Genomic DNA, 26731 nt, shown 5'->3' with positions numbered 1-26731 from the left:
ACCGTATATTTATGTATAAGATGTAACCTTATTTTTGTTTTACTCGTCTCAGTATAATAAACAATTAAACCTTTTCGTTTTTTTAAAGTCAAAAGACAACAAATTGTTTATTCATAATGATTTACATACTTTTAGTATAACCAAACCCTCGCAATTATGGAAATTTTTACTTCTTGTAACCTTGCTTCCATTACTCCTTATGAACCTAGTGATGTCAATCCTTGGGATATCCAAAAGGTAAAACATGTATATAGGAGATTAGACTATGGTGCTACAAACGCTACATTAAATATTGGTGTCCTGAGTACTCCTAGCGAACTCATAGATACCCTTATCCAAGAAGCTATAGATAAACCAAACCCGTCACAACCTGAATGGGGGTTTTGGAATATAAATAATTATACCAATTTTAATGATGAAAATAACGGTCAGATTAATGAGTGGTATGCACAAACTTCCATTGCTTTTATTAATGGGAATTTAAAAGATCGACTCGCATTCTTCTGGTTTAATCACTTTGTTACACAACTAGAGGTTTATTTTTATGCTCCCTATTTATATCAATATTGGGACTTAATGCATACACATGCATTAGGTAATTTTAGAGATTTTGTAAGAGCCGTAGGAAAATCTTCTGCTATGTTACTCTATTTAAACGGGTTTGAAAACACCAACAATAGTCCTAATGAGAACTATGCTCGTGAACTATACGAACTTTTTACATTGGGTGTAAATAATGGATATACACAAACAGATATTGAAGAAACTTCCAGAGCATTGACAGGATATAATCACTTTGGTGATGGGGTTGCTGGAAATCCTATTGTATTTGATGATTCAACATTTGACAATTCTGCAAAAATTATTTTTGACCAAGAAGGTCCATGGGATTATGACCAAGTAATTACGATTCTTTTTGAGCAAAAAGCCGATTTAATTGCTCCTTTTATATGTGAAAAACTCTATAATTTTTTTGTGAGTCCAGATACCAATCAAGAGATCGTAAATGCCATGGCAGCTACATTGCTTGCTAATGATTTTGAAATTACACCTGTATTAGAACAGTTATTTAAAAGTGAACATTTTTATGATATTGATGCTATAGGACATGTGATAAAAAGCCCTTATGACCTTACAACTACATTTACAAGAGAGCTTGGATTACAATTTGACAACACCGATAATCAGTTTAGTAATTTCATTATTTATCTAAATGATATTACGGGACAAGATATTTTCCAACCACCTGATGTAGCAGGATGGCAACGTAATCGTGACTGGATAAATAGCAGTACGCTAGCAGGAAGATGGGAAGGTATTCGAATTATGCTCTATAATTTCTGGAATGTAGATCAAGAACAGTTTCGAGATTTTGCCATTAACATTTCGGGAGATAGTAATGATCCTGCATTGATCACACAATCTATTATAGACTTCTTTATGTCTCGGTCACTACATACAGCAACCGATTATGACATTGCAACTACTGTTTTTAGGTGGGAAATTCCAGATAATTATTATGATGATGGCATCTGGGACTTGAGTTGGGAGTCTGCTCCTTACCAAGTATTGCTCTTGATGTTTCATATCAGTAGAATGCCTGAATTTCAACTTAAATAGCCTGTATTATGTGTAAGCACGACCACAATTCAAAAAACAACGCACAAAAGAAAGGGCAAAAATTACATAAAGGTCCTTCTGCAAAAATCACAGATCAACATCATGATCAAGAACACAGCACCTGGAGTAGACGCTCCTTCATGCAAGCCCTTGGACTTGTAGGAACAGGATCTATTATGGTAGGAGGTTCTAATTTATCTGCTGCCGCACCCTCTAGACTTACGACGGCATTAGCTAATGCTGATAGTGACCGTATTTTAGTATTAATACGCCTTAAAGGAGGGAATGATGGCTTAAACACCATTGTGCCTATTTATGATTATGACTTTTATGCACAAAGTCGTCCTACCATACGCTATCAAGAAAACGAACTGTACAATCTGTCTTCAGATTTTGGAATCCCTCCATCTATGGACCCATTACAATCCTTGTGGGGGAATGGTCAAATGAAAGTAGTGCATGGTGTTGGATATCCTGATTCGAGTCTTTCTCATTTTAGAGGTTCTGATATTTGGGCATCTGCACAACCTGAAGAAGTAGATGACACAGGTGTTTTTGGACGTTACTTTGAAGACTTATTTCCTGATTTTCTAATCAATCCGCCAGATATTCCACCTGCGATCCAAATAGGAAGTAGTGGAAATTTAATTTTTGATGGAGACGATGCGAAATATGCCTTTTCAGTTGCCAATCCTCAACAATTAGAAAGTATTGCCGAAAATGGGGTGTTACATGATGTGACAAATATTCCTGATTGTACATTTGGAGATCAATTAGGATTTATGCGAAGTTCTATTAATACATCTTTTACCTATGCAGGAACCATTAATGAAGCCTACGAAAGTGCTTCCAATGCTGTAGAATATGGTGAGGGTCAACTAGCAAGGCAATTAGCTATTGTTGCTAGAATGATAAAAGGAGGATTAGGAACACAAGTATATCTGGTGACTTTAGGGAGTTTTGATACGCATGCCAATCAATTAGAAGATCACGGACAATTATTAAGTGATCTCTCTACTTCCGTTAAAAACTTTTATGATGATCTCAATAGTGCAGGAATGGGAGAAGATGTATTATCTATGACCTTTTCTGAGTTTGGACGTCGTATCGAAGAAAATGGTTCTAATGGGACCGACCACGGAACGGCTTCTCCTATTCTCATGTTTGGGAATGGTCTCAATGATCAAGGATTTGTAGGAACACATCCTGATATTCAGAGTACAGATGAAACAGGAAACCCTGCATTTACCACAGATTTTAGACAGGTATATTCAACGGTGCTAAAACAATGGTTATGTATCGATGAAAATCTTGTAGATCAAATCTTATTTGGACAAACATATGAAGCATTAGATCTAGGATTTAATTGCGAAGCATTAGGTGTTGATGATGTTGCAATTGCAGGAGGTTTCCAGCATTTGGCAACCTATCAAGGTGATCAAACATTTATTGAATACACTATGCCTACAACGGCTAGAGTTACCGTTACTTTATTTAATTTACTTGGACAGGAAGTAGGAAAATTAAAAGATGAATTTAGCTTGGAAGGACCTCAACGCATTAATGTAAAACAATCCGTACGTACACGTTTACGCACAGGGCAATATATCTATCGTATATCTTTTAATGGGAAGAGTTACAGTAAGTCTATTTTGGTGCGGTAAAGTCCACTCTGCCCGTTGGGCATCTTCCTGAAGGGGAGAAAGCTAAACAAACAGCCTGATTTTCTTAGAAGATTATGTTGAAATTTCAGGTGTTATTTTGTGTCATTTAATGAATACCTTTTTTACATGTTAATAAAAATGATAGATTCCCGCTGGAGTTTATCCTGAGCAATAGTCGAAGGACGGGAATTAAATATGCTCTACACGAAGAGAATATGTCCACCCATTAAGGTCGGGGAAAGACATTTTCAGTTTGTAAAAATATAGTATACAGTATTTTTTGGTTCCCCAGCCCTGAAGGGAGCAAAAAATTAAATATACAGTACATTGAGAGAATATGTCCACCCATTAAGGTCGGGGAAAGACATTTTCGACTTTTTAGCGCCATTAAGATGTGTTGAAAATAGAGTAATACTCTAAAATAGAACACTACTCTATTTTTTAAAATATATTTTGCACATAAATATGAGGGCAGAGTAAAAAATTTCTTTATACGCTTTCGCGAAAGCGTACCCTTTATCTATTTAAGTAAAACACCACATACAAACTCTTGTATTCAATACTACACAAACGCATGTTGGGAAATGTTTTAGGTGTGTATGTAGATGAAAGACTCATTTGTAGTATAAGATGCTTTGGTAGCCGTTTGTTTTCTTATTTTTGTGCCTTTAAATTACACAGATGTCGCAAAGATACACTATTACAGCCGCTTTACCGTATACAAACGGTCCCATTCATATAGGTCACCTTGCAGGAGTTTATGTTCCTGCAGATATTTATGCGCGTTATATGCGTATGCAAGGAGCCGATGTTGCCTTTGTATGTGGAAGTGATGAGCACGGGGTTCCAATTACCCTCAAAGCCAAAAAAGAAGGGATTACACCTCAAGATGTAGTAGATAAATATCATGCAATTATCAAACAGTCTTTCCTTGATTTTGGAATCACCTTTGATAATTACTCGCGTACCTCTGCACCTATTCATCATGAAACAGCATCAGATTTTTTTAAGAGGATGTATGAGAAAGGGAAGTTTCTAGAAGAAACAAATGCTCAGTTATATGATGCAGAAGCAAACCAATTTCTTGCCGATCGTTTTGTGACAGGAACCTGTCCTAAATGTGGGTTTGAAGAAGCCTATGGAGATCAGTGTGAAAACTGTGGAACCTCACATAATGCCACAGATTTAATCAATCCTAAAAGTGCGATTTCTGGGGCTGTACCAAGCCTTAAAGAAACCAAACATTGGTTTTTACCCTTAGACCAATACGATGCATTCTTTAAAGAATGGATTTTAAAAGGACATGAAAAAGATTGGAAAAGTAACGTATATGGACAATGTAAATCATGGATTGACGATGGTTTACGTCCTCGTGCGGTAACGCGTGATCTCGATTGGGGAATTCCTGTGCCTGTAGAAGGTGCCGACGGAAAAGTACTCTATGTGTGGTTTGACGCCCCTATCGGGTATATCTCTGCGACCAAAGAATGGGCGGCACGAGAAGGGAAAGATTGGGAGCCGTATTGGAAAGATGAAAACACTAAACTCCTTCACTTTATTGGGAAGGATAATATTGTGTTTCACTGTATTATTTTCCCTGCGATGTTAAAAGGACATGGCGATTATATCTTACCAGACAATGTGCCTGCTAATGAGTTTTTAAATCTAGAAGGCAACAAACTTTCTACCTCAAAAAACTGGGCGGTTTGGCTACACGAATATTTAGAAGATTTTCCAGATAAACAAGATGTATTACGTTATGTATTAACGGCCAATGCCCCCGAAGGAAAAGACAATGACTTTACGTGGAAAGATTTCCAACAACGTAATAAAAGTGAATTGTCAGACGTCTTGGGAAATTTTATTAATCGTGTAGCGGTTTTGACCAATAAATATTATGACGGTGTTGTGCCAACTCCTAATGCGTTTAACGAAATTGATCTTAAAACACTAGAAAAGCTACGCGCCTATCCTGCCGTGATTGGAAGTAGTGTAGAGAAATACCGCTTTCGCGAAAGCTTAAACAGCCTTATGAACCTAGCACGTTTAGGGAATAAGTATTTAGCTGATGAAGAGCCTTGGATAAGGATTAAAACAGATGAAGAACGTGTAAAAACAGTTATGTATGTAGCGCTACAAATCGCAGCTGCTCTTTCTGTATTAAGCGAACCATTCTTACCGTTTACCAGTGAGAAACTCAAGGATATTTTCAAAACAGAAAGCCTAGAAACTATAGGTTGGAATGATGTGACTACACAAGAAGTACTGCTACCTTCTGGACATAAAATTATTGAAAAAGCACCTCTTTTATTTACTAAAATAGAAGATGCAGAGATCCAAAAGCAGTTAGATAAATTAGAAGCAAGTAAAAAAGCTAATGAAGCCGAAAATGCTGTTGCCGAGCCTCAAAAAGAGACTATTGGTTTTGATGATTTTACAAAAATCGATATGCGTGTGGGTACTATTCTAGAGGCCGAAAAAGTGCCTAAAACCAAAAAGCTAATGAAGCTTACCGTAGATACGGGCATTGATACACGTACCATTGTGTCTGGAATCGCCGAAAGCTTTACTGCCGAAGAAATTATAGGTAAAAAAGTAACCGTATTGGTAAATCTAGCGCCGCGTGCTTTACGTGGAGTAGAGAGTCAAGGAATGATCCTAATGACGGAAGACACCAATGGAAAACTCGTATTCTTAAATCCCGATACCGATGGGGTAAAAAATGGGGAGACAATTAATTAAATTCACTTTGTAACAACATCATTAACAATTACATAAATGAGCAAGTATCACCTTTATTTATGAAATCACTTATTTATTTTTTAATTATTTTTATAAGCTCAACTCTTTATAGTCAAGAGACTATTTTAAGTTTTCAGAATCTTGACATAAAAAAAAATATCAAAAATGTAGAGAATTATTCTCTCTCTGATGAGAAGACAAACAATCTTGCTATAATTTTAGGTCAAAAAGATAAGATAACTGGATATTTATACAATTCCAACTTTGAAAAAATAGGAGAAGCTGCTGGAATAAGTCTTAAAAAAAAATATAGTGAAATTATAGGGTATAGTATTACTAATGAGTCTATATATACCCTAGTTTATAGTACAGATTCTGGTAAAAATTTTGAATATAGTACTATCAACTTTGAAACTGGAAAAATTGTATCTAATGAAATTGATTTCAAACTTGATGACGAATTTTACTTAGAAACCATTCATTATAAGAACAGGATGATCATGATGAGTGCAACTAAAAATGATCTACTTATATTAAGAGAGTTTACAGAAGATTTTACATTTGAAGAAATGTCTCCGTTTCGCTTAGATAACCCAAACGAGGATCATAAATTACTTACAAATCAATTTAGTTTTAATGCTTTTGACCCATTTAAAACAACCATATACGGAATAACTAAAATTGATAACAATGTCCCTAACACTATATCACACACCTCTAACAAAAGTAAACTATATCAAAAAGACGATAATATATATATTACTGTTGAGGATGAAAAATCAAAAAGAACTATTTTAAAAATCCTTAACCTTTCAGACCTTAAATTGATTACTAAAACTTTAAAATATCCAGAAGGAAAAAAAGAAAACTTTAAAAACTTCAATTCTTTTATATACGGGCAATACTTCTTCCATATTGCAAGTTCTAGAGATGAAATGATTTTTCAAGTTAAAAGCTTTGATAATTTAATTATTAAAGAATTTTATGTAGCTAAAGAAAGTACTATTGAATTTAAAAACTCTCCAATATTTCAAAGAGGCTCTACATATAGTTATGGCTCAGGAAAAAAAAACCTTAATACAACAAAGCAATTTTTAAGAAAAATTACTAGTAGTAATTTAGGAATTTCTGTATATCAAGAGAATAACAACTATCAAATTACTTTTGGAAGCAGTGAAGTGATTTTTAATAGTGGAAGGTTATCAAATTTTCAATCAAGAGGGACAACCTTTAATACACCTGGAGGTTCTGTATTTGTCCCATCATATAGTCCAACTTTTTCTTCTTTTAATAGTTATGGACGTTCAAAAGATGTATTTACAAATGGACTTTTTGATAATACGTTTAATCATATTGAAGGAGAAGTGCTTGAAAACAACATTTTTGATCGTATAAAAGAGTTTCAAGACGAACTAAAATGGGATACTGCAGAAGATGTTTTTATTCATAACGGTACAACCTATTTTAGCTATTGGAATACTAGGGAACAAACATATTTTTTGCTTCAGTTTTAATCCTGCAACACCTCTTTAATCCTAGAGATAAATACACCATTGCTCGTCCATGATTTTCCGAGGCTACAATGATTTAGGTGTTTCCAATTTCTGATAGTGAAAACACTAAGAGACTATAGTTAGTTTGATGTTATAACCCTTATGATTCAAAAGATTAAAATTCATGAATTTTAAGAAATAATTTTTGTTATTTAATAGAATAACAACTAGTTTTATTGATATAGCTTAACAAATATTCTTCTTTAAGTAGAAAATTGAATTATGAAAAAAATAAGTATTATTATACTCTTGCTTTCTAATCTTTTTGCAAAGTCGCAAGAAATAATAAACACTATAGATGTTAGTGATTTAAATGCTAAAAAAATTGAATTATTTAATGTTTTTAATAGCAATGATGATAAAAAGGTTGTTCATTTACTTAAACATAAGAGAGAATTACACGCCTCTCTTTATGATAAAAGACTAAACCCCATTGGTGAAAAAATATTTCTTGAAAAATTTAAAAATTACCGTGAATCAATCAGTGGTCATTCTAATAATGGGAACAGGTTTTCTATATATTTAAATGACGATCATGAAAAGTGGGCCGTTTTATCTCTCGATTTTGACACATACGAAGTATTGATCAAGGACTATGACATTAAATTACGATCTCAAGATTTTCTTAACAGTTTTTCTGTAAATGACTCCCATTATATAGTCACAATAAAAAAACATTCATCTATAGTTTTTATCCATAAGTTATATCCAGATGGAAGCTATACATCAACAGAGTATGACTTTTCTAGTGTAGATTTTTCTGGTGGTTTACGCTCTATCGGAAATCTTCACAAATTAATGAATGCTTCATCAGAAACTTTTCAAACAGATTTAATTAGAAATGATGTTCCTATATCCCTCAGGTCAACCAATGAAAAAGTAAAACTTTATGTAAATGAAAATAGTATTTCAATGACAATTGATAATTCTAGAGATTATACTTACATACTTCATTTGGACAAATACAATAGTGATAAAAAAAGTACTATAATTACTAAAGACAAAATGAAAGAACGTTCCTCTTTTGAGGATTCAAATTCGTTTATTTACGGCAATCATATTTTTAGCGTGAAATCTACTTTTGAAGAACTCAAATTTTCTGTTACTGATCTTTCTAATTTAAAAGTGGTAAAAACCTATTCGGCATTAAAAAATGACCCTATTAATTTTAAAAGCACAGCTATTCTAAATCAAAAGTCTGGAAACAAAAATACCAAACCAATAAATACCACAGAAGATTTTCTAGAAAAAATAACAAACTCTAAACCTGCAATAAGTGTTTATGAACAAAATAATAAACTTATTGTAACTATAGGCGCTTCAAAACAAGACAATAGTAAAGAAGAAGCATTAGCTGTTATATCTACATTAGTTGGAGGTTCTCTTGGAGCGGGTGCCGTTTATAGTTCAAACGCAAATGCCATTGATAATAATTTCCTTGATTATTCAAGAACTAAAACAACTCGATTCCAAACTGTCTTAGATAAAAATTTTAATCAAATTCAAGATATTGCTATAGAAGAAAATGTATTTGATAAAATTAAAAACTACGATCTTAACAATGATATTCAAGGCATGAAAGCTCTCTATAAGTTGAATGATACATTTTATTATAGTTTCATTGATGAGAATACAAATCAGATTAAAACTGTAGCATTTTTACAATAAAACTTTCTAACTAATCAAGTAACTCCTCTTTAATTCGAGAGATAAATACACCATTGCTCGTCCATGATTTTCCGAGACGTACAATGATGAGATCTTCATTGGGAGATACATATACTTGTTGTCCTAAAATACCAAGCGCATAAAAGTCGTCGCCACAGTCTTTACTATACCATTGGTATTGGTAACAATCATTTGCATTATTAGGGGTTACTAATTTTTCTACCCATGCCTTTGGTACAATTTGTTTGCCTTTGTACTCGCCTTTATGAATCATTAAACGTGCAATCTTAGCTAGGTCAATAGCGGTAGTATTCAAACAACAAAACGCTTTGGTATTTTTATTTTTCTCATCATCATAACTCCACGTAGCAGGATTTTCCATCTCTAAGGGAATCCATAGTTTGGCTTCTAGGTATTTCCCCAGTTGCATCTCGGTCACACGCTCTACAGCAATACCAAGCAAGGTCGTACACACACTTTGATACTCATGATGCGTTCCTGGTTCGTAGTTAAATTCCATCTTAGAAATCTGCTTCAATTGTTTCTTCCCGTAATACAAACGACTTACCTCATCAAACGGACTACTATACGTCTCATCAAATTCCAATCCTGCGCGCATATCTAATAGATGTTCTAATGTCAGTCTTTTAAACTTTGGATCGGCTTCATTGAGCTCTGGGATATACTTGGTAATTGGGTCTTGTACGCTTTCTATTTTCCCTTCTTCTATAGCAATGCCCACCAACAAAGACGTCACCGATTTAGAGACCGAAAAGATATTAGAAATTGAATCTCGTTTATACCCTTCATAATAGTTCTCAAACACAATTGCATCGTCTTTTATTACTAAAAAAGCTGTCGTTTCTGAATACTCATCTAATACCTGATCCATCACATACCGTTGGCCTTTTACAGAAAAGGTAAGTGAATCTAGTTTTCTAGCAGCATCGGAGTTACTACCATCTTTAAAATAAAACGTGTTTTCTCCTGTATTCACTTCGGTATATGGAAATATTTTGTGATCATCGATGTCGGCTTTATAATATCTAATCATTCGTCCATAATGACACGATTGTAAACAGATTAAGAAAAGGAAAAAGGCTATTTTTTTCATAGTATGTTTCGTATTGATTCCATACAAACATATTTTCTTTTCGTCGCGTAAACGTATTATACAATGCGTTTGTGGTGAAATAGCCCTTATTTGTGGTTGAAAATATTACACTTTTGAAGGACACTTAATTATTCTTTACAACTTATTAAAAAAATTAGGTTCTTTTTCTCCAGTATAACAAGGAGTTTTCGTTAAAAATTTTTGAAGCCTTGGAAACGACAAAGTGTGAGCTTTGGGCGAGGAGTAGCGATGGAAAAACTCCTTGTGGTTTTTCGCTTAAAGCAAAAAAATACCTAAGAAAAAGCGTCTTTTCTTTTGGTTCTGTTTTCTTTGGACGAGCAAAGAAAATGAACAAACATGTTTATTATGAGTTAATTATTATTCTTAAAGTTATGTTCTCGACTTTAGCCTGTCCTGAGCTATGACGAAAGGCTCGAACTAACAAAACTATATCTTGTTTACGTTGAAAAACCTTTCTTAAAGTAACCATACACCCCACTATTTTTAGTTATTTTTGAATGAATACACCCAAGTAAAAAAAGAGTCTTTGTTACACTATATTCAAAAACATACCCAACTTCCTGAATCAGGTATAAAAAACACCCTTAAGCTTCTTGACGAAGATTGTACATTACCCTTTATAGCTCGGTATCGTAAAGAAGTCACGGGAAATCTAGATGAAGTAGAAATAGGACAAATCATTACATGTAAGGAACAGTTTGAAACCCTTGAAAAGCGAAAAACAACCATCTTTAAAGCCTTAGAAGAACAAGGTGTCCTAACAGATGAATTACGTTCTAAACTAAACACCGCACAAGATCTTACTACGGTAGAAGATATTTACCTTCCGTATAAGAAGAAGCGTAAAACCAAAGCAGAAACGGCACGTAAAAACGGATTAGAACCTCTCGCTAAGATGATCATGAGTCAGAATGCACGAGATGTAGAAGGACTTGCCCATCGATATACAAATAACGAAGTACCCTCTGCCGAAGATGCTTTAGAAGGCGCTCGCCATATTATTGCCGAGTGGATCAATGAACGATCAGATATAAGGTCAGGTATACGTTATCAATTAGAGCGTTTTGCGATGATAGAAACGAAGGTTGTAAAGGCAAAAGAAACAGACGAAAAAGCTCAGAAATTCAGAGATTACTTTAACTGGTCAGAATCTTTAAGCCGATGTCCATCACATCGATTACTGGCTATTTTAAGAGCAGAAACAGAAGGCTATATTCGAGTTAAAATTACCATTGACGATGAGCGTGCACTAGAAAAAATAGAGCGTAAGCTCATTAGATCACATAATGAATGTGCCACACAAATTGAATTGGCTATCAAGGATGCTTATAAGCGTTTGCTACTTCCGTCATTATCCAATGAAGCCTTATCTGAAGCCAAAAAGAAAGCCGATGAAACCGCCATTCAGGTATTTGCAAAAAACCTACAACAACTTCTTCTCGGCGCACCGCTTGGTGAAAAACGTATTCTTGCGATTGATCCTGGATTTAGAACTGGTTGTAAAGTCGTTTGTTTGGATGCACAAGGCACTTTATTACATAATGAAACTATCTATCCACATGCACCCAAAAATGATGACAAAGGTGCTATCAAGAAAATAAGTTCGCTTACAGATGCTTATAAAATAGAGGCGATTGCCATTGGAAACGGAACGGCTTCTCGCGAAACGGAACGCCTCATCAAACGCATTCATTTTAAAAATGAACTGCAGGTATTTGTAGTGAGTGAAGCGGGCGCTTCGATTTACTCGGCATCTAAGATTGCCCGAGATGAATTTCCCAATTATGACGTGACCGTACGTGGCGCTGTTTCTATAGGAAGGCGTTTGGCAGATCCTTTGGCTGAACTCGTAAAGATAGATGCTAAATCTATTGGAGTAGGACAATACCAGCACGATGTTGATCAGACAGCACTTAAAAATAGCCTAGATCGCGTCGTAGAAAACTGTGTAAACCGTGTGGGTGTTAATATCAATACCGCAAGTGCTCCTTTACTGAGTTACGTATCGGGGATTGGACCCAAATTGGCAGAAGGGATTATACGCTTTCGCGAAAGCGAGGGCTCATTTACCACCAGAACTGCCATAAAGAAGGTACCTCGTTTGGGTGGAAAAGCCTTTGAACAAGCCGCAGGTTTTTTAAGAATTAAAGATGCAGAAAATCCACTAGACGATTCATCAGTACATCCGGAACGGTATAAACTCGTGCAACAAATAGCCAAAGATCAGCAGCTTTCTATCTCAGAAATGATTGGAAATAGTACGCTGTTAAAAAGGATTGATCTTCAAAAATATGTCACCGAAGAAGTAGGAATACCTACACTTACAGATATTATCACCGAACTAGAAAAACCAGGATTGGATATCCGTGAGAAAGCAAAGGTATTTACGTTTAATCAAAATATCCGAACGATTGAAGATGTGCAGGCAGGACAATTACTACCAGGCATTGTCAATAATATTACCAACTTTGGATGCTTTGTTGATATTGGGATTAAAGAGAGCGGACTCATCCATATTTCAAACCTCGCTGATGGTTTTGTATCAGATGTTTCGGCGCATGTGAGCTTACAACAACAAATTATCGTGAAAGTATTAGAGGTAGATATTTCGCGAAAGCGTATACAACTTAAATTACATACATAAAAACACCTATGAGAAACATCATTCTGTCATTAGTACTTCTTTTTTCTTATACTGGAATAGCGCAAGAACCTTTCCTGAGTTTTGAGCATACTGCAAATACACTAGGAAAAAAAGCGACACAACTTTTTGCAGCTACATTTCCTGAAAACAACAAATTTTTAATTTTCATAGAAGATAAAAAACAGTTGTCAGTATATCAATTTGACGAAAGTGGTCAAGAAATCCAAGAGGCATTTTCTTTTCCCAACTTTGCAAAAAAGTATCCTAATATTGGTGGTTATTTGTATCAAAATGAAAAATACACCCTCTTCTTATCTACATTCAATAAGAAAAAATGGGCAATTGTTAGTTTAGACTTTAAAACAAAATCATACAATCTTCAGGAAACTAAGCTTGATATAAAAGGGGATCGTGTTTTAGAATCACTAACATATAATGGAAAGCATTATCTATTTACACTAAAAAAAGACAGCTCTACATTTGAAGTCTATGCTTTAGATGCTGATGGTGCTATCACAACACAAATATTCCCTTTTGAGGATATTGATTTTGGAGATGGAAGGCGCACGATTCCTAATCTAGACCGCTTATTACAGAGTTCTTTTTCTAGAGATGCTGCCATCATAGATAGTGATTCTCCCATTGCGTTAGAGTCTTCAAAATCAAAGAATAAGTTTTATCAAGAAGAAGCACTTGTGACACTAACCATAGATGCCTCCAAGAAGCATACTTTTTATTTGCAATTTGATTTAGAAAATAAAATAGCTAATGCAAAGACAATTTCTAAAGCTTCGTTTGATAAAGATATTCTAAGTGCTAAATCAAATTCCTTTATTTTTGAGGATAAGCTTTTTGTGTTAAAGGTATCTTCTGATGAAATGGATTTTTCTATCTACCGTATAGATTCTATGGAAAATCTTGCTTCTTTTTCTGCAAAAAAAGGAACTCCTATTGGTTTTAAAAACACGCCTATTATTCAGGAAGGCGGTGATTTTGATTCGTATCGCGAACTCGAAAAAACATCCAAATTTTTACGTAAAGTGGCTACTTCAAATCCTGCTATAGCTGTTTTTAAAAACAATGGAAATTATATCATTACACTAGGTGCTACCAAAGAAATTAGTCAAGGAGGGCCTACATTTTTTGTATACGGAGGTGGTCTTGCAGGTGCTGTCGTGAGCGGACTTATTACAGGTATTGCTAATGCCACCTATTATCAATACAATGCGTATTCGTATACCAAAAGTGCTCGTTTTCTAATGGTATTGGATAGTGATTTACAATTTATTCCTAATGCAGAGATACCCCTTAATGCTTTTGATGAGATAGGCGAATTTACACAAGAGACCTCTCCAAAAGTAATACAGACCGTGTTTAAACTCAATGATTTTTATGTTTGGGGTGCACTTGATGCAAAAAATAGTACATTAAATTTCTTTAAATTTTAGAATGTGCTTAAAATAGCCTTCCATCCTATCTATAAACATCATTTACCTGATGGGCATCGTTTTCCTATGGCAAAGTATGATTTGTTACCACGACAACTCATACATGAAGGTACGTGTACAGAAGATAACTTTTTTGAACCCACAACCATAGAAGATGTACATGTATTACGATGTCATACACAAGAATATCTTACCCTTCTGAAAGCACTAGAGATAGAACGCCGTGAAGCTCGGAAAATAGGGTTTCCATTGTCTAAAGAGCTTGTAGAACGCGAACTTATCATTGCACAAGGAACTATAGATGGTTGTACACACGCACTTAAACATGGTATTGCTATGAATATTGCTGGTGGCACACACCATGCCTATACAGATCATGGGGAAGCCTTCTGTATGCTGAATGACCAAGCCATTGGGGCTCGTTATTTACAAGCCAACGGACTTGCAAAAAAAATACTCATAGTTGATCTAGATGTACATCAAGGCAATGGCACCGCTGAGATTTTCCAGAACGATCCTAGTGTGTTTACTTTTTCTATGCATGGAAAAGCGAATTACCCGTTTAAAAAAGAAGTGTCAGACCTGGATATTGCTTTAGAAACAGACACCCAAGACACAGTATACTTAGCTATTTTAAAAGAGACATTACCCCAACTTATCGCACAAGAGCAGCCTGACTTTATTTTTTATCTAAGTGGTGTTGATATATTAAGCAGTGACAAATTAGGAAAACTTGGTTGTAGTTTAACTGGTTGTGCAGAACGCGATCGGTATGTATTGCAAACCTGTTATGATCTTCAAATTCCTGTACAATGTAGTATGGGTGGTGGGTATTCTCCAGAAATAAAAACGATTATCGAAGCACATGCTAATACCTTTAGATTAGCACAAGATATTTATTTTTAAATCCAAATTAAAGTCCCTTCTCCTTTTGGGAAAGGGGGTTTAGGGGTGAGGGAATTTACGTAACTTCGTTCCGTGCAAACACACTATGATTATATCATTCTTGGGGGTGGTCTTTCTGGACTTACATTGGCCTATCGAATGGCGAAAGACTCGTTTTTTGATACAAAATCCATTCTTATTATTGATCAATCAGCAAAGGAAAAAAATGATCGTACATGGTGTTTTTGGGAGTCACACTCAGATCTATTTGAAGAAGTAGTTTCACATCATTGGCCAAAAATCGGTTTTAAAAGCCCTGTGTTTTCTGATGAGATTACGATACAACCGTATGCGTATAAAAAAATTGAAGGGAAAGATTTTTACGCTTTCGCGAAAGCGTACCTAGCCACAAAACCACACATTTCATTTTTACAAGAACACGTTACCGATATAGAAGAACTCACCGATAAAGTAACGGTGACTACCACACAGCAAACACTCACTGCAGATCGCGTATGCAATAGTTTTTTAAAGCTTACTACCTTAGAAAAACAATCACAGCATCAGTATTTGAAACAGCATTTTATTGGATGGTTTATCAAGACAGAAAAACCTGTTTTTAATCCTGAGGTTGCTACATTTATGGATTTTACAGTGCCTCAAAAAGGAAACTGCCGCTTTATGTATGTATTACCTACCTCACCTACAGAAGCATTATTTGAGTACACGTTATTTTCTAAAGAGCTGCTTGAAGATGCTGAATATGAAACGGCAATTCAGGAATACTTAACTAGTATAGACATATTGCAATATAGCATTGAAGCAAAAGAACAAGGAGATATTCCCATGTCTTCCTATCGTTTTGACAAGCATAACTCAAAACGAATTATTCATATAGGTAGTGCCGGTGGATGGACTAAAGCGAGTACAGGGTTTACCTTTAAGCATACCTTAAAAAAGACAGCGACTTTGGTTGATTTTCTGAAAACGGGAAAAGATTTACGTGGCTTTTCAAAACGCACACGTTTCTGGTGGTATGATTTGTTGTTGGTAGATGTATTATACCGTAAAAATCATTTGGGCGCTCCTATATTTGGCGAAATGTTTAAAAACAATCCTACAGATCGTATTTTTAGATTTCTAGATGATGAAACTACTTTTAAAGAGGAGTTACAGATTATCTGGAGCTTACCTAAAAAGGAATTTATAAAGGCAGTTTTTAGTAGAAGTTTTAATTCGCTTCGTACTATTTTTTCAAACAATCAAAACTAAACATTCAAGTAATAGTTCTACCAGATACTCTTTTGCTTCCTTAGTACTTCTCCACTTTGTATCATCTATAATTTTATTTCTATCGCATCTTACGAAGATTCATTAATCTTAAGATGCTTATGGCAAAAGTTTGTCAAAACTTACTCATTATGAATACACTATGATTAATATGTTAAAGATTAATACCTAATTATTAACCTTTTAAAGGTATTCAAAATGAAAAAAAGAATTTAAAAAACTTAAACTTAAAAAAAGAAACAATTTCTACGCTTTCTAGTAAAACTATTATAGGAGGTGATGCAAGATCAATGCCTGCTTATGAAACATGTGTTTCCTGTCCCTACACTTCAATAAACGTTGATTGTAATTGGTCTCAACACATGACAGGGGATACTCCTCCAAAATTAGGCTAGTTATTAAATAAGTAATTGTATTCAGATAAGATATTCTAAGGATACCTTATCTGAATTAAAAATATAGAACGGATATGCATCTAATTTCTAAACAAGGTTTTGACTTTCAGATAGGTATTTTAGTTTCTGAAATGGAATACATCAGAAATGAAACGTATCGTTTGTTAAAAACAAAAGAATTAACAAGTATTGATTTAGATTTCAATTTTGATACATATAGCAATAGTATTGGTACTTTACTATTACATATTGCTTGTCATGAGTTTAAGTTTCAATTAAATCATTTTTACAATAGAGGTATCACTGAAGATGAATTCAAATTATTTGGTAATGTTATGCCATTTAACATGCATAAACGATTAGTTTTTGGAAATGATGTAGCGTTCTACAAGAAAGAATTAAATACCATTAGAGAAAACACATTATCCTATTTAAAAAAATTAAATGACGAATGGTTATTTAAAGAAATCATACTTTCTAATGGTAATAGCATAGGAAATTACTATTATCATCTCAGGCATGTAATTGACGATGAAATCAATCATCAAGGGCAAATAAAGATGATTTTAAAAAGAATGAATGAAGAGAATACAATAAAAAATAATCAGACTCCTTCCTTAGAAGAAAGGTAATACATTCTCTTAAGGAAATAAAAAGTCCCTTCTTCCTTTTGAAAGAGTTGATATAGGGGAGAGGGATTACATCCCTCGTTCTTTCTGGATGGTTTCGTACGCTTCCTGTACTTTTCTGAATTTATCTTCTGCGCCTTTACGATAGGCTTCATCCATATGTTGTAGTTTGTCAGGATGGTATTTTTTTGCCATGGTACGAAAGGCTTTTTTCACCTCATCATTGGTCGCATCTTTTGAAATTTCTAAAATCTTATACGCGCTGTCTGCATTTTTAAAAAACATCGCTTTAATGCTTTCAAAATCTTGGCGATTTATTCTAAAATAACCTGCAATTTCTGACATGATATTCACTTCAGGTTCGCTTACATTTCCATCAGCTTGTGCAATTCCGAATAAGAAATGTAAAATCTGCAATCGGACTTCATAGCGTGTACGCATATTTAAATACTGACAAATACGTGCTGCAGAGACCTCTCGTTTTTTTATCACATCATTAAAGGTTCTAAAGGTAGCATTAGCACGTTCCTTTCCATAAGCTCTCACAAAATACTGACGTGCATAATCTAATTCTGTTTGGCTCACAGTACCATCTGCCTTAATCACAATAGAGGCTAACGAAAGTAAGTTTAATTCAAAATCACCTGGAGATACTGATTCTCTAGTAGCTTGCTCAAAGACATCTTTAAAACCTCTCGTTTTTCGAGGTGTCCCTTCTTTATTTGAAGAAAACAACTTATCTGCTGCGCTTCCCAAAAAATACCCTATCACAGCACCAAAAAAACCTCTTCCTAGAAACCAACCCAGAACTGCACCTATATATTTAATCATTTACATTTCTTATTACTAAAGAACCACAAAAATAAGGGTTCTAGTATATATGACGCTAGATTGTTTGTATTGTTACGGTTTCATTAAACGCTACGGGTACACAAAATATACCCAATACCCTGTATTCTTAATACCATATGTGTTTTATAATTTTACAATATTGAACTAAAAATATTTTAAAATATTGATTTTTATATATTTACATTAATTAATACCTTGTCAATTATGAAAAGTTTTAGAGAGCGATTAAGTCTTATGGTTATAGCTATTTCTGCTATTGTTTTGATATACGTTACTTATAAAATTCTTTCCCATAGTGGCGCCGACTCCGACGATTATCAGTTTGTTTATTCTTCAATATTACCTCTTTTAGGTACCTGGGTAGGCGTTGTGCTTGCGTTTTATTTTGGAAAGGAAAATTATGAGGCTGCTAGTAAACAATATGAAAAAATCATTGATAAACTCACTCCAGAGTTACTAGATGATGTGATGGTAAATCAAATCATGATTAGCAAAAAAACAATGGTTTTAAAAAAATGGGAAGATATTAAAACAAAAACAGTCCAGGATATTATTGATTTTTTAATGGACGTAGATAAATCCAGATTACCTATACTTAATGCACAAGGCAATGTAAAGTATGTAATTCATGCCTCTATTTTATCAAAACCAGTAAAAGAAACTTCTGGCAAGAGTAAACCCGTTGACACTTCTCAAAAAATGGAAGATTTTATAAAAAAGTTTGAAGGTATCGTAGACAAAATTGTTATGGTAAAAGAAAATGAGATTCTAGAAAAAGTTAGAGAAAAGATCAATGCAACACCAAACTGTAAAGATGTATTTGTAGAAGATGTAAATGGAAAATTATCAGGTTGGATCACAGATACTTTAGTATTACGATATATCAATTCTAAAAAAGGAACTGCTACAACTTCATAATTTATACATATCATTTAACTGACATATTTACACAATAAGAATTCAGGTACACTTTTTGTACCTTTGTACTCAAAATAAATTGATTATGTATCCAGCAGATTTAGTAAAACCGATGCGTGAAGACCTTACCAATAATGGCTTCACCGAATTACATACAACAGACGACGTACACGCAGCTATGAAAAAAGAAGGAACAACACTTATGGTTGTAAATTCTGTTTGTGGTTGTGCGGCTCGTAATGCACGCCCAGCAGCAGTACATGCTGTACACAATGGTAAAAAACCAGATAATATCTATACTGTTTTTGCAGGTGTAGATGCCGAAGCAACAGATCTCGCTCGTAGTTTTATGGTTCCATTCCCTCCTTCTAGTCCTTCTATGGCATTATTTAAAGATGGAGAGCTTGTGCATATGTTAGAGCGTCACCACATTGAAGGACGTCCAGCAGAGATGATCGCAGAAAATCTTATCGATGCTTTTGATGAGCATTGTTAACAACAACATTATCAAAATGATAGAAACCGCTCTAAAACAGAGCGGTTTTTTTTTATCGTATGTTATTTCTTACTTTTATTGAAAATCATTCTTTATTTAAGAATTATAACTTAATCTCTATATGCGTAAAATACTACTTACTATTAGTTTTATAACTAGTATTATTGTTTGTCAAGGTCAAGATCATACTGCTATATATATAAAATTTGATGCTGCATTAGAGCTTCAAGAACTAGAGAACCTTTCTACACTACCACAATTCAATACATTAAAAGCTCAATATGATTTTACTATAAAAAAAGCTCTTGCACTTTCTGATAAAAAAATTGAAAGTTTATCAAAGAACGGACACTCTATAAAGAATATTTTTAAAATAGAACCTTCCACATCTGGACATAATATTGATGCATTGATTTCTGATTTAAATGAACTTCCTAGTGTGGTATATTGTTATAAAAAAACAATTACTCCTGCCGTATTACCGGGAGATATACCACCTGTAACCCCTCTTTTTGAAGCCCTTCAGGGATATATAGAACATAATCCAGGAGTGTCTATGAGATATGCTTGGGAATTAGGGTTCTCTGGAGAAGGAATAAGTATAAGGGATATAGAAGAAGGAATAAATTTAAATCATGAGGAATTAAATGATCAGAGTACAAGTATCCAACCCAATGTTACTTTACCCGATACCGGAATTGATCAAGATCACGGAACTGAGGTTGCTGGAGTCATCTATTCAGATAATGGAAGTTACGGTACTACTGGTCTTGCTTTTGGAGCAGATCAATATATAGTATATCCTCGGGTTACTCTAGAAAATGGTTTTGATGAACCTCTCGCAATTTCAAGTGCTATACAAGATTCAAATATGGGAGATGTTATTATTTATGAAATACAAGGTTTAGTAATCGAAGATGGAGATATTTATCGCTTTACTCCTTCAGAGTTTGATCAAGTTATCTGGGATCTTACAAAAGTAGCTACAGAGGCAGGAATAATAATTGTTGCAGCAGCAGGAAATGGAGCACAAGACCTTGATAGTGACTTTTATCAAGAATATATAGATCGTGGAGATAGCGGAGCTATAATAGTTAGTGCTGGAACCCCTGACATTAATCATGACCCCCTTACCCTAGATCAAGACATAATCTCTGCAGGTAATTATGGATCTAGAGTAAATGTACATGGTTGGGGGCTTGATGTTTTTACAACATCTGGATCTGGAGTTATTCAAATAGGTAATGATTTTAATCAAGGGTATACAGATAATTTTAATGGCACCAGTTCTGCTACGGCTATTGTTTCTGGGTGTGTAGCTGTTTTACAAGGATATTATTATGACCTTACAGAAGAGTATTTAACTAGCATTCAACTAAGAGATTTATTAATAGAAACAGGAACCCCACAAGGAGAAAGTGAGGCACATATAGGTCCCTTACCCAATATGGAAAATGCAATCAATGAAATACAGGCAATTCTTGGGCTTCAAAATCCAGAGACGTTATTATCTTTTGTGAGTCCGAATCCTGCTAGTGATTATATAAATATACAATTACAGAATACGCACAACGCTCCATCTATAATAAGTCTTTATAGTACTTTAGGAGAAAAAATAGCATCAAAAAATATTCAAGGAAATACTACAACTATTGATGTTAAAAATTATGCAACGGGTATTTATTTTTTAGAGATTTCATCCGAGAATGATCGTCATATAAAAAAGGTCATTATTAACTAGTTTCCCTTTTACAAAAGGTTTCTATATTTTTACGCTTTCGCGAAATCAATCTCATGAAATTCACAATCATAAGGAGAGCAAAGCGTTAAAGCATACTCATGAAAAAAATTATAGCGTATCCGGCAACCATTCTATATTACCTCTTATTTGGGTTTACATTGGTGTTTTTCCATCCTATACAGTGGGTCTGTTTACATATTTTTGGCTATCAAGCACATAAAAAAAGTGTAGATGTGCTTAATTTCTTTCTACTTCGTTGTCTCAATGTATTAGGGACACGGTTTCGATTTGAAAATCCACACAAAATTTCTTTAAACCAACCTTGTATCATTGTGGCTAATCATCAAGGCACGTATGATATACCGCCAATAATATGGTACTTGCGACATTTACATCCTAAATTTATTAGCAAAAAAGAGCTTGGAAAAGGCATTCCAAGCATTTCATTTAATCTAAAATATGGAGGTTCTGTATTAATAGATCGCAAAGACAAAGTGCAAGCTGTGCAAGCCATAAAAGATCTTACTACCTACTTAAATACACATCATCGTTCTGTAGTCATATTTGCCGAAGGAACACGTAGCCGTGACGGAATCCCAATGCGATTTGCTACAGCCGGTCTCAAAACGTTATTTGAAGCAATGCCCACAGCACTTATTGTTCCTATTACAATAAACGAATCATGGAAATTAAATAGATGGGGAGGTTTTCCAATGGATATCGGAGTACATATGCATCATAAGATACATGAGCCTTTCTTTGTGGATAGTGCGCCTATAGATGCCTTAATTTCTAAAGTAGAATCTGTAGTTTTACAAGACTTTCCTGAAGTACGAGAACGCAGAAAATGAGCAAAAAAAAGAAAAAAAATAAAAGCAAGAAAAAAACCAAAGGTCGTAAGTATAGTTATTATACATTCGAAGAATCGAATAACCCTGCTGCCGACCTTCGCAAATTACTCCTACAAATAACAATAGGTCTTGGAATTATCATTCCTTTTCTTTATACTACTTCGGTCTTTAGGTTTGTCGCTCTCGCGGGTTTTGTCATTATGGCACATGGAGTTATATCCCTTTTAAGAAGAAGTGACGCTATTATCTTTCATTACTTCCCTACTAAATATAAAAAAGAACCTAACCCAACATTTGGTGATAAGATTTTTGAACATATAGGGGTTGGATTATTTGGTTTAGGTCTTTTCTCTTTGATTTTTAGAATCATTCCATTAGACAATACTATAGAAGGCTTAGAATTATTTTTTAGAGCATCGGGAATAGGTTTTGTACTTGGGCTTTTAATTGCTTTTATCATTAAGATAATACGCCCTAGTGTATTTTATGATAATAGACGTCGTTTAGGGATTATTTCTGGATACTCGCTTGGACTAGCGATGCTATTTGCAACATTAGCATCTTACATAAATGAAAGAAAAGCAAATGATACTATTATTAAAAAAGATGTGGAAATTGTATCTAAATCTTCAAATACTAGAAAAAAGGATGCTTATTATATCTTTATACTCATTGAAGGAGAAGAAGAACGTCTTGAATTAAAAAAAAATGTATGGGATACTTTAAATGAAGGTGACATACTTACGCTAGAACTTAAAAATGGTTATTTTAATTATCCCTTTATTACCAATTTTGAAAAGATTAAATCAGGGCAATGGTAACATTTATATAAAGATTATACATGACAGATCAACAACTTATAGACAACACAATTTCGTTTGTAAAAAGAACACTTGCCAATGCAGAAGGAGGTCACGATTGGTTTCATATAGAACGTGTATATAAAAATGCTCTTCTAATTGCTAAAGGTGAACCTGTAGATGATCTTATAGTAGCATTAGGGGCTTTACTTCATGATATTGCAGATTCAAAATTTTTTAATGGTGATGAAACCATAGCACCTAAAATGGCTAGTGAGTTTTTATTAAGTCAAAATACAGACAGTGTTGTTATAGAGCACGTGATCCAGATTATAAAAAACATCTCTTTTAAAGGCGGAAACAAAGAGCAAATATTTACTTCTCCTGAATTAGATGTTGTACAAGATGCAGACAGACTAGATGCTTTAGGAGCTATTGGTATTGCAAGAACATTTAATTATGGTGGATTTAAGAATAGAAAATTATATGACCCTTCTATTGAACCTCAGTTAGACATGACACCAGAGGAATATAAAGCTTCAACAGCTCCTACAATTAATCATTTTTATGAAAAGCTTCTTCTTCTTAAAGATAGAATGAACACAAAAACTGGGCGTTCTATTGCAGAAAAACGCCACCAATATATGGAGGCGTTTTTAAAACAGTTTTATGCTGAGTGGGACGGAAAGCTTTAAGTATACACTTTAACGCTTCACTCTCCCTATGGTCGTGAACCTGCCTGCCGGCAGGTCTCAAAAGTTCGATTTCGCGAAAGCGTATTATAGAAGAATCTTTCCTAAAGTTACTTTATCAGATTGCTGAAATAACTTCACCACCTTTACTTCTTTAGTCTCATTTGGGGTTCCATAATCCCTATAGACGGTGTATTTTAAGAATGGAGGTAATACATAATCTCCAATATCTCCTAAATATTGAACATTAATTAACCACTCACCTTTTGGGGCGTCATCTATAATAAACTCTTCTGTCTGGAAACCTTGTTTTTGTTCTTGTTCAAATCTTTCTTTACTATCTTCTAATGTATGTGGCCATTTAAAAAATTTCTTATCTGGATTTACAAACTGAAATTCAAAAGGAACCGTACGGTCAGACCATTCAATAACCATACGAATATCAAGGTCAAAATCTGTAGTTAACCACTCATTTGGTAATCTTTCAAAGTCAATTTTATCTTTATGCAATACAACCAAATGTTTTAATTCACTTTGTAATGGTTTTTCCAAACCGTCAAAATTAACACCCTTGATTTGTTCTCCCAACATATTAATATATAGTTCTAAGGCTTGATTATACTTCCCTACCTCTTTTTCTTGATAGATTAAAGCAAGATCACGATAAGATTGTGCCTCTGAAGGTGCGATTTCAAGAATACGTTCATAGATACGTGCTGCTCTTTTTGCATCGCCTCCTACTTCATATAAATAGGCTAATGTTCGTAATGCTTTGGTGTTATTTCTAGAGATATATGCTAAATCTTCTCGTACTTTATTTGCTAGGTTTTTATCTACTCCATCAAAATGTTTAGCAACATCTACATAAAACTCTAGTGGTGATGATTGTGTTCTAGATATTTTTTTATACAGTTTAAATTGTTCATTAGGGCTGGAAAGTTTACGCATACGTGCAATATATTCTGGCGTTATATCTTCTAATGCCTGTACTGCTGTCTCTGTATAATCATTCCCTTTTACAAGTGCTGTATTTTCTTTTTTCTTTTTTGCTTTATTAAATACTTGATCTTTTGTTTTTATAATAAAAGCACCCCCAGCACCAAGTGTTCCGTAACGAGAGGTTGCTACTACAGATTTTAATACCGTAATACTTACTATTTGCTGAACATCTATAAAATTAGGAACATCTTGATAAAGCGCACCATTAACAATCCAAAGTGGTGGAATATTTACGTTAAGAGATTGTGTTCCTCCTCTTATTTTATATACTACCTCACTTCCACTATAGAGACCTCCTTCTACAGTTACTCCTGCAAGTTTACCTGTAATGAGCTGTTGTAAGGTAGTTGCGCCTGCTGCAAAATCGCTTACATCAAGTTGTGCCACTGAATATCCTAATTTATCTCTATTCTCTTTTCCATTACTAGTCTCAATTGTATTATCTACTCTTTTATTTCCTTCTAATACTATTTCACTTAACTCATCACTTTTTGAGATAATCTCAACAACACCAATATCTTTACTCTCTACCAAAACTTCTTTAGAGAAGTATCCTATTCTATTAATTACTAGAATATCACCTTCCTTTGCCTCTATTACAAACTTTCCTTGTGCGTTTGTATATACTTCATCAAAACTTCCTTTTTTATTGATAGCAACATCACTTAAAACACCTTTCAAATCTGTAATAGTTCCTGTGATTCCATTTTTTACAGCAACAGTGTTTGTGTTTTGAGAAGAAGAAGGTTGTGTATTTTTTATTTTCCCAGTTGGAACATACTCTCCAGAAGTATATTGAGCAAGTCTTTGCATATATGCACCTCCATCTTTCTGTGTAATACTAACTAATGAATATACTGGAATATCTTGTTGTACTTTTAATGTACCATAACTTGCATCTCCATTAGAGGAAAATATAATAGCGTCTGCTTTTGATGTATCTAGAGTTCCATAATTAGACGGTCCTCCATATTCTAGTGATTTTATAAGTGTACTTAATGCTGACAAATCACCATTATTTACAGTAATGATCTCTTCTTTTTGGATCTCATACCCAAAAGCTATAAATGTTATTTTTAAATCTTTATAAACATCTACAAAGCGCTGAATATACGCTAATTCAGAATCCACATCTCTTCCTAGCATATTTTCAGATACATCCCAAAAGAGTTTTACTTTTTTTATAGTTCTGTCTTTTACTTTTTTGTTAGAAGGCTCTAACTCTATAGTACTTGATCTATTAAATAAAGAACGGATCGCTTTCGCATCTAATGCTATAGCTTCATATCCTTCTGCATTTATAGTTAATGTACTTTTGTCTCCCACTATTTCATGGTACCTACGGTAATTAAAACGTCCTTTAGTATCTGTAATTTCGCCAACTCCTTGATCGCTTATACCAACTTTGGCTTCTACAATAGGTTCTTTGGTTTTTGCATTGACAACAGATCCCCTAAAAACAGTTTGTGCTCCTACTAAAGTAGTATATAATACTACTAATAATGTAATGATTAATTTTTGATTGATTTTCATATAATAGCTGCTCTCTTTTATATTTGAATACGAAATTATAGTCTTATTGTATGTAGTGTATATGGTTTAACCTTTTTTTATAACTCTTATTACAATCTTTTTGAATTAATTAACAACTTAACTTTCACAAAAGTAGAATCTCACTCTTAGTTATATTGTTAATCAGTGTTAATGAA

The 26731-nt window shown here is 34.1% G+C and carries 19 protein-coding genes; 16 read left to right on the top strand and 3 right to left on the bottom strand.

Annotated elements, in window-relative coordinates; all coding sequences use genetic code 11:
• Positions 1 to 156: 156 nt before the first annotated feature.
• From Q1A01_RS10940 to Q1A01_RS10920, 5 genes are all read left to right on the top strand, one after another.
• Entirely contained in the window at positions 157 to 1620 is a 1464-nt protein-coding gene (locus Q1A01_RS10940) for a DUF1800 domain-containing protein (protein WP_299680276.1), read from the top strand.
• 8 nt (positions 1621 to 1628) lie between these two features.
• Complete coding sequence (locus tag Q1A01_RS10935) at positions 1629 to 3284, top strand: DUF1501 domain-containing protein (RefSeq protein WP_299680273.1); 1656 nt, start codon at positions 1629 to 1631, stop codon at positions 3282 to 3284.
• Positions 3285 to 3965: 681 nt separating this feature from the next.
• Positions 3966 to 6026, top strand: a complete 2061-nt coding sequence (metG, locus tag Q1A01_RS10930) for a methionine--tRNA ligase (protein WP_299680270.1) — start codon at positions 3966 to 3968, stop codon at positions 6024 to 6026.
• Positions 6027 to 6085: 59 nt separating this feature from the next.
• Positions 6086 to 7540, top strand: coding sequence for a hypothetical protein (locus Q1A01_RS10925; RefSeq protein WP_299680269.1), 1455 nt, complete (start codon positions 6086 to 6088; stop codon positions 7538 to 7540).
• A gap of 261 nt (positions 7541 to 7801) precedes the next feature.
• A complete protein-coding gene (locus Q1A01_RS10920) occupies positions 7802 to 9247 on the top strand; it encodes a hypothetical protein (protein WP_299680268.1) in 1446 nt (481 codons plus the stop codon).
• A 10-nt stretch (positions 9248 to 9257) separates the two neighbouring features.
• Here Q1A01_RS10920 and Q1A01_RS10915 read toward each other — a convergent pair whose 3' ends face one another.
• Complete coding sequence (locus Q1A01_RS10915) at positions 9258 to 10361, bottom strand: serine hydrolase (protein WP_299680266.1); 1104 nt, start codon at positions 10359 to 10361, stop codon at positions 9258 to 9260.
• Between the two features lie 547 nt (positions 10362 to 10908).
• On the opposite strand from Q1A01_RS10915, the gene Q1A01_RS10910 reads away from it, so the two are divergent.
• From Q1A01_RS10910 to Q1A01_RS10890, 5 genes are all read left to right on the top strand, one after another.
• A complete protein-coding gene (locus tag Q1A01_RS10910) occupies positions 10909 to 13026 on the top strand; it encodes a Tex family protein (protein WP_299680264.1) in 2118 nt (705 codons plus the stop codon).
• A gap of 8 nt (positions 13027 to 13034) precedes the next feature.
• Complete coding sequence (locus Q1A01_RS10905) at positions 13035 to 14474, top strand: hypothetical protein (protein WP_299680261.1); 1440 nt, start codon at positions 13035 to 13037, stop codon at positions 14472 to 14474.
• Between the two features lie 3 nt (positions 14475 to 14477).
• Positions 14478 to 15380 (top strand): histone deacetylase, encoded by a 903-nt coding sequence (locus Q1A01_RS10900; RefSeq protein WP_299680258.1) that lies wholly within the window; start codon positions 14478 to 14480, stop codon positions 15378 to 15380.
• 72 nt (positions 15381 to 15452) lie between these two features.
• A complete protein-coding gene (locus Q1A01_RS10895; protein WP_299680255.1) occupies positions 15453 to 16631 on the top strand; it encodes a lycopene cyclase family protein in 1179 nt (392 codons plus the stop codon).
• A 487-nt stretch (positions 16632 to 17118) separates the two neighbouring features.
• A complete protein-coding gene (locus tag Q1A01_RS10890; RefSeq protein ID WP_299680252.1) occupies positions 17119 to 17676 on the top strand; it encodes a hypothetical protein in 558 nt (185 codons plus the stop codon).
• 66 nt (positions 17677 to 17742) lie between these two features.
• Here Q1A01_RS10890 and Q1A01_RS10885 read toward each other — a convergent pair whose 3' ends face one another.
• Positions 17743 to 18504 (bottom strand): TerB family tellurite resistance protein, encoded by a 762-nt coding sequence (locus Q1A01_RS10885; RefSeq protein WP_299680249.1) that lies wholly within the window; start codon positions 18502 to 18504, stop codon positions 17743 to 17745.
• Between the two features lie 225 nt (positions 18505 to 18729).
• Here Q1A01_RS10885 and Q1A01_RS10880 point away from each other — a divergent pair, with 225 nt between their 5' ends.
• The 6 genes from Q1A01_RS10880 (at position 18730) to Q1A01_RS10855 (ending at position 24026) form a co-directional block, all read left to right on the top strand.
• On the top strand, positions 18730 to 19443 hold the full coding sequence (locus Q1A01_RS10880) for a hypothetical protein (RefSeq protein ID WP_299680246.1): 714 nt from the start codon (positions 18730 to 18732) through the stop codon (positions 19441 to 19443).
• Between the two features lie 85 nt (positions 19444 to 19528).
• A complete protein-coding gene (locus tag Q1A01_RS10875) occupies positions 19529 to 19939 on the top strand; it encodes a BrxA/BrxB family bacilliredoxin (protein ID WP_299680243.1) in 411 nt (136 codons plus the stop codon).
• A 121-nt stretch (positions 19940 to 20060) separates the two neighbouring features.
• On the top strand, positions 20061 to 21680 hold the full coding sequence (locus Q1A01_RS10870) for a S8/S53 family peptidase (protein WP_299680241.1): 1620 nt from the start codon (positions 20061 to 20063) through the stop codon (positions 21678 to 21680).
• Positions 21681 to 21778: 98 nt separating this feature from the next.
• Complete coding sequence (locus Q1A01_RS10865; RefSeq protein ID WP_299680238.1) at positions 21779 to 22531, top strand: lysophospholipid acyltransferase family protein; 753 nt, start codon at positions 21779 to 21781, stop codon at positions 22529 to 22531.
• Positions 22528 to 23352, top strand: a complete 825-nt coding sequence (locus Q1A01_RS10860; RefSeq protein WP_299680236.1) for a hypothetical protein — start codon at positions 22528 to 22530, stop codon at positions 23350 to 23352. The genes Q1A01_RS10865 and Q1A01_RS10860 overlap by 4 nt, the downstream gene beginning before the upstream one ends.
• Positions 23353 to 23372: 20 nt before the next feature.
• Positions 23373 to 24026 (top strand): HD domain-containing protein, encoded by a 654-nt coding sequence (locus Q1A01_RS10855; protein ID WP_299680233.1) that lies wholly within the window; start codon positions 23373 to 23375, stop codon positions 24024 to 24026.
• Positions 24027 to 24110: 84 nt separating this feature from the next.
• Here the strand turns inward: Q1A01_RS10855 and Q1A01_RS10850 are convergent, their stop codons facing one another.
• The gene (locus Q1A01_RS10850) at positions 24111 to 26555 is read right to left on the bottom strand and encodes a hypothetical protein (protein ID WP_299680230.1); all 2445 of its coding nucleotides are present in this window, start codon (positions 26553 to 26555) and stop codon (positions 24111 to 24113) included.
• Positions 26556 to 26731 lie beyond the last annotated feature (176 nt).

It is taken from the genome of uncultured Dokdonia sp., assembly GCF_947492815.1.
In the GTDB taxonomy this organism is placed as follows: Bacteria; Bacteroidota; Bacteroidia; order Flavobacteriales; family Flavobacteriaceae; genus Dokdonia.
This window is presented reverse-complemented; position numbering and strand designations above follow the sequence as displayed.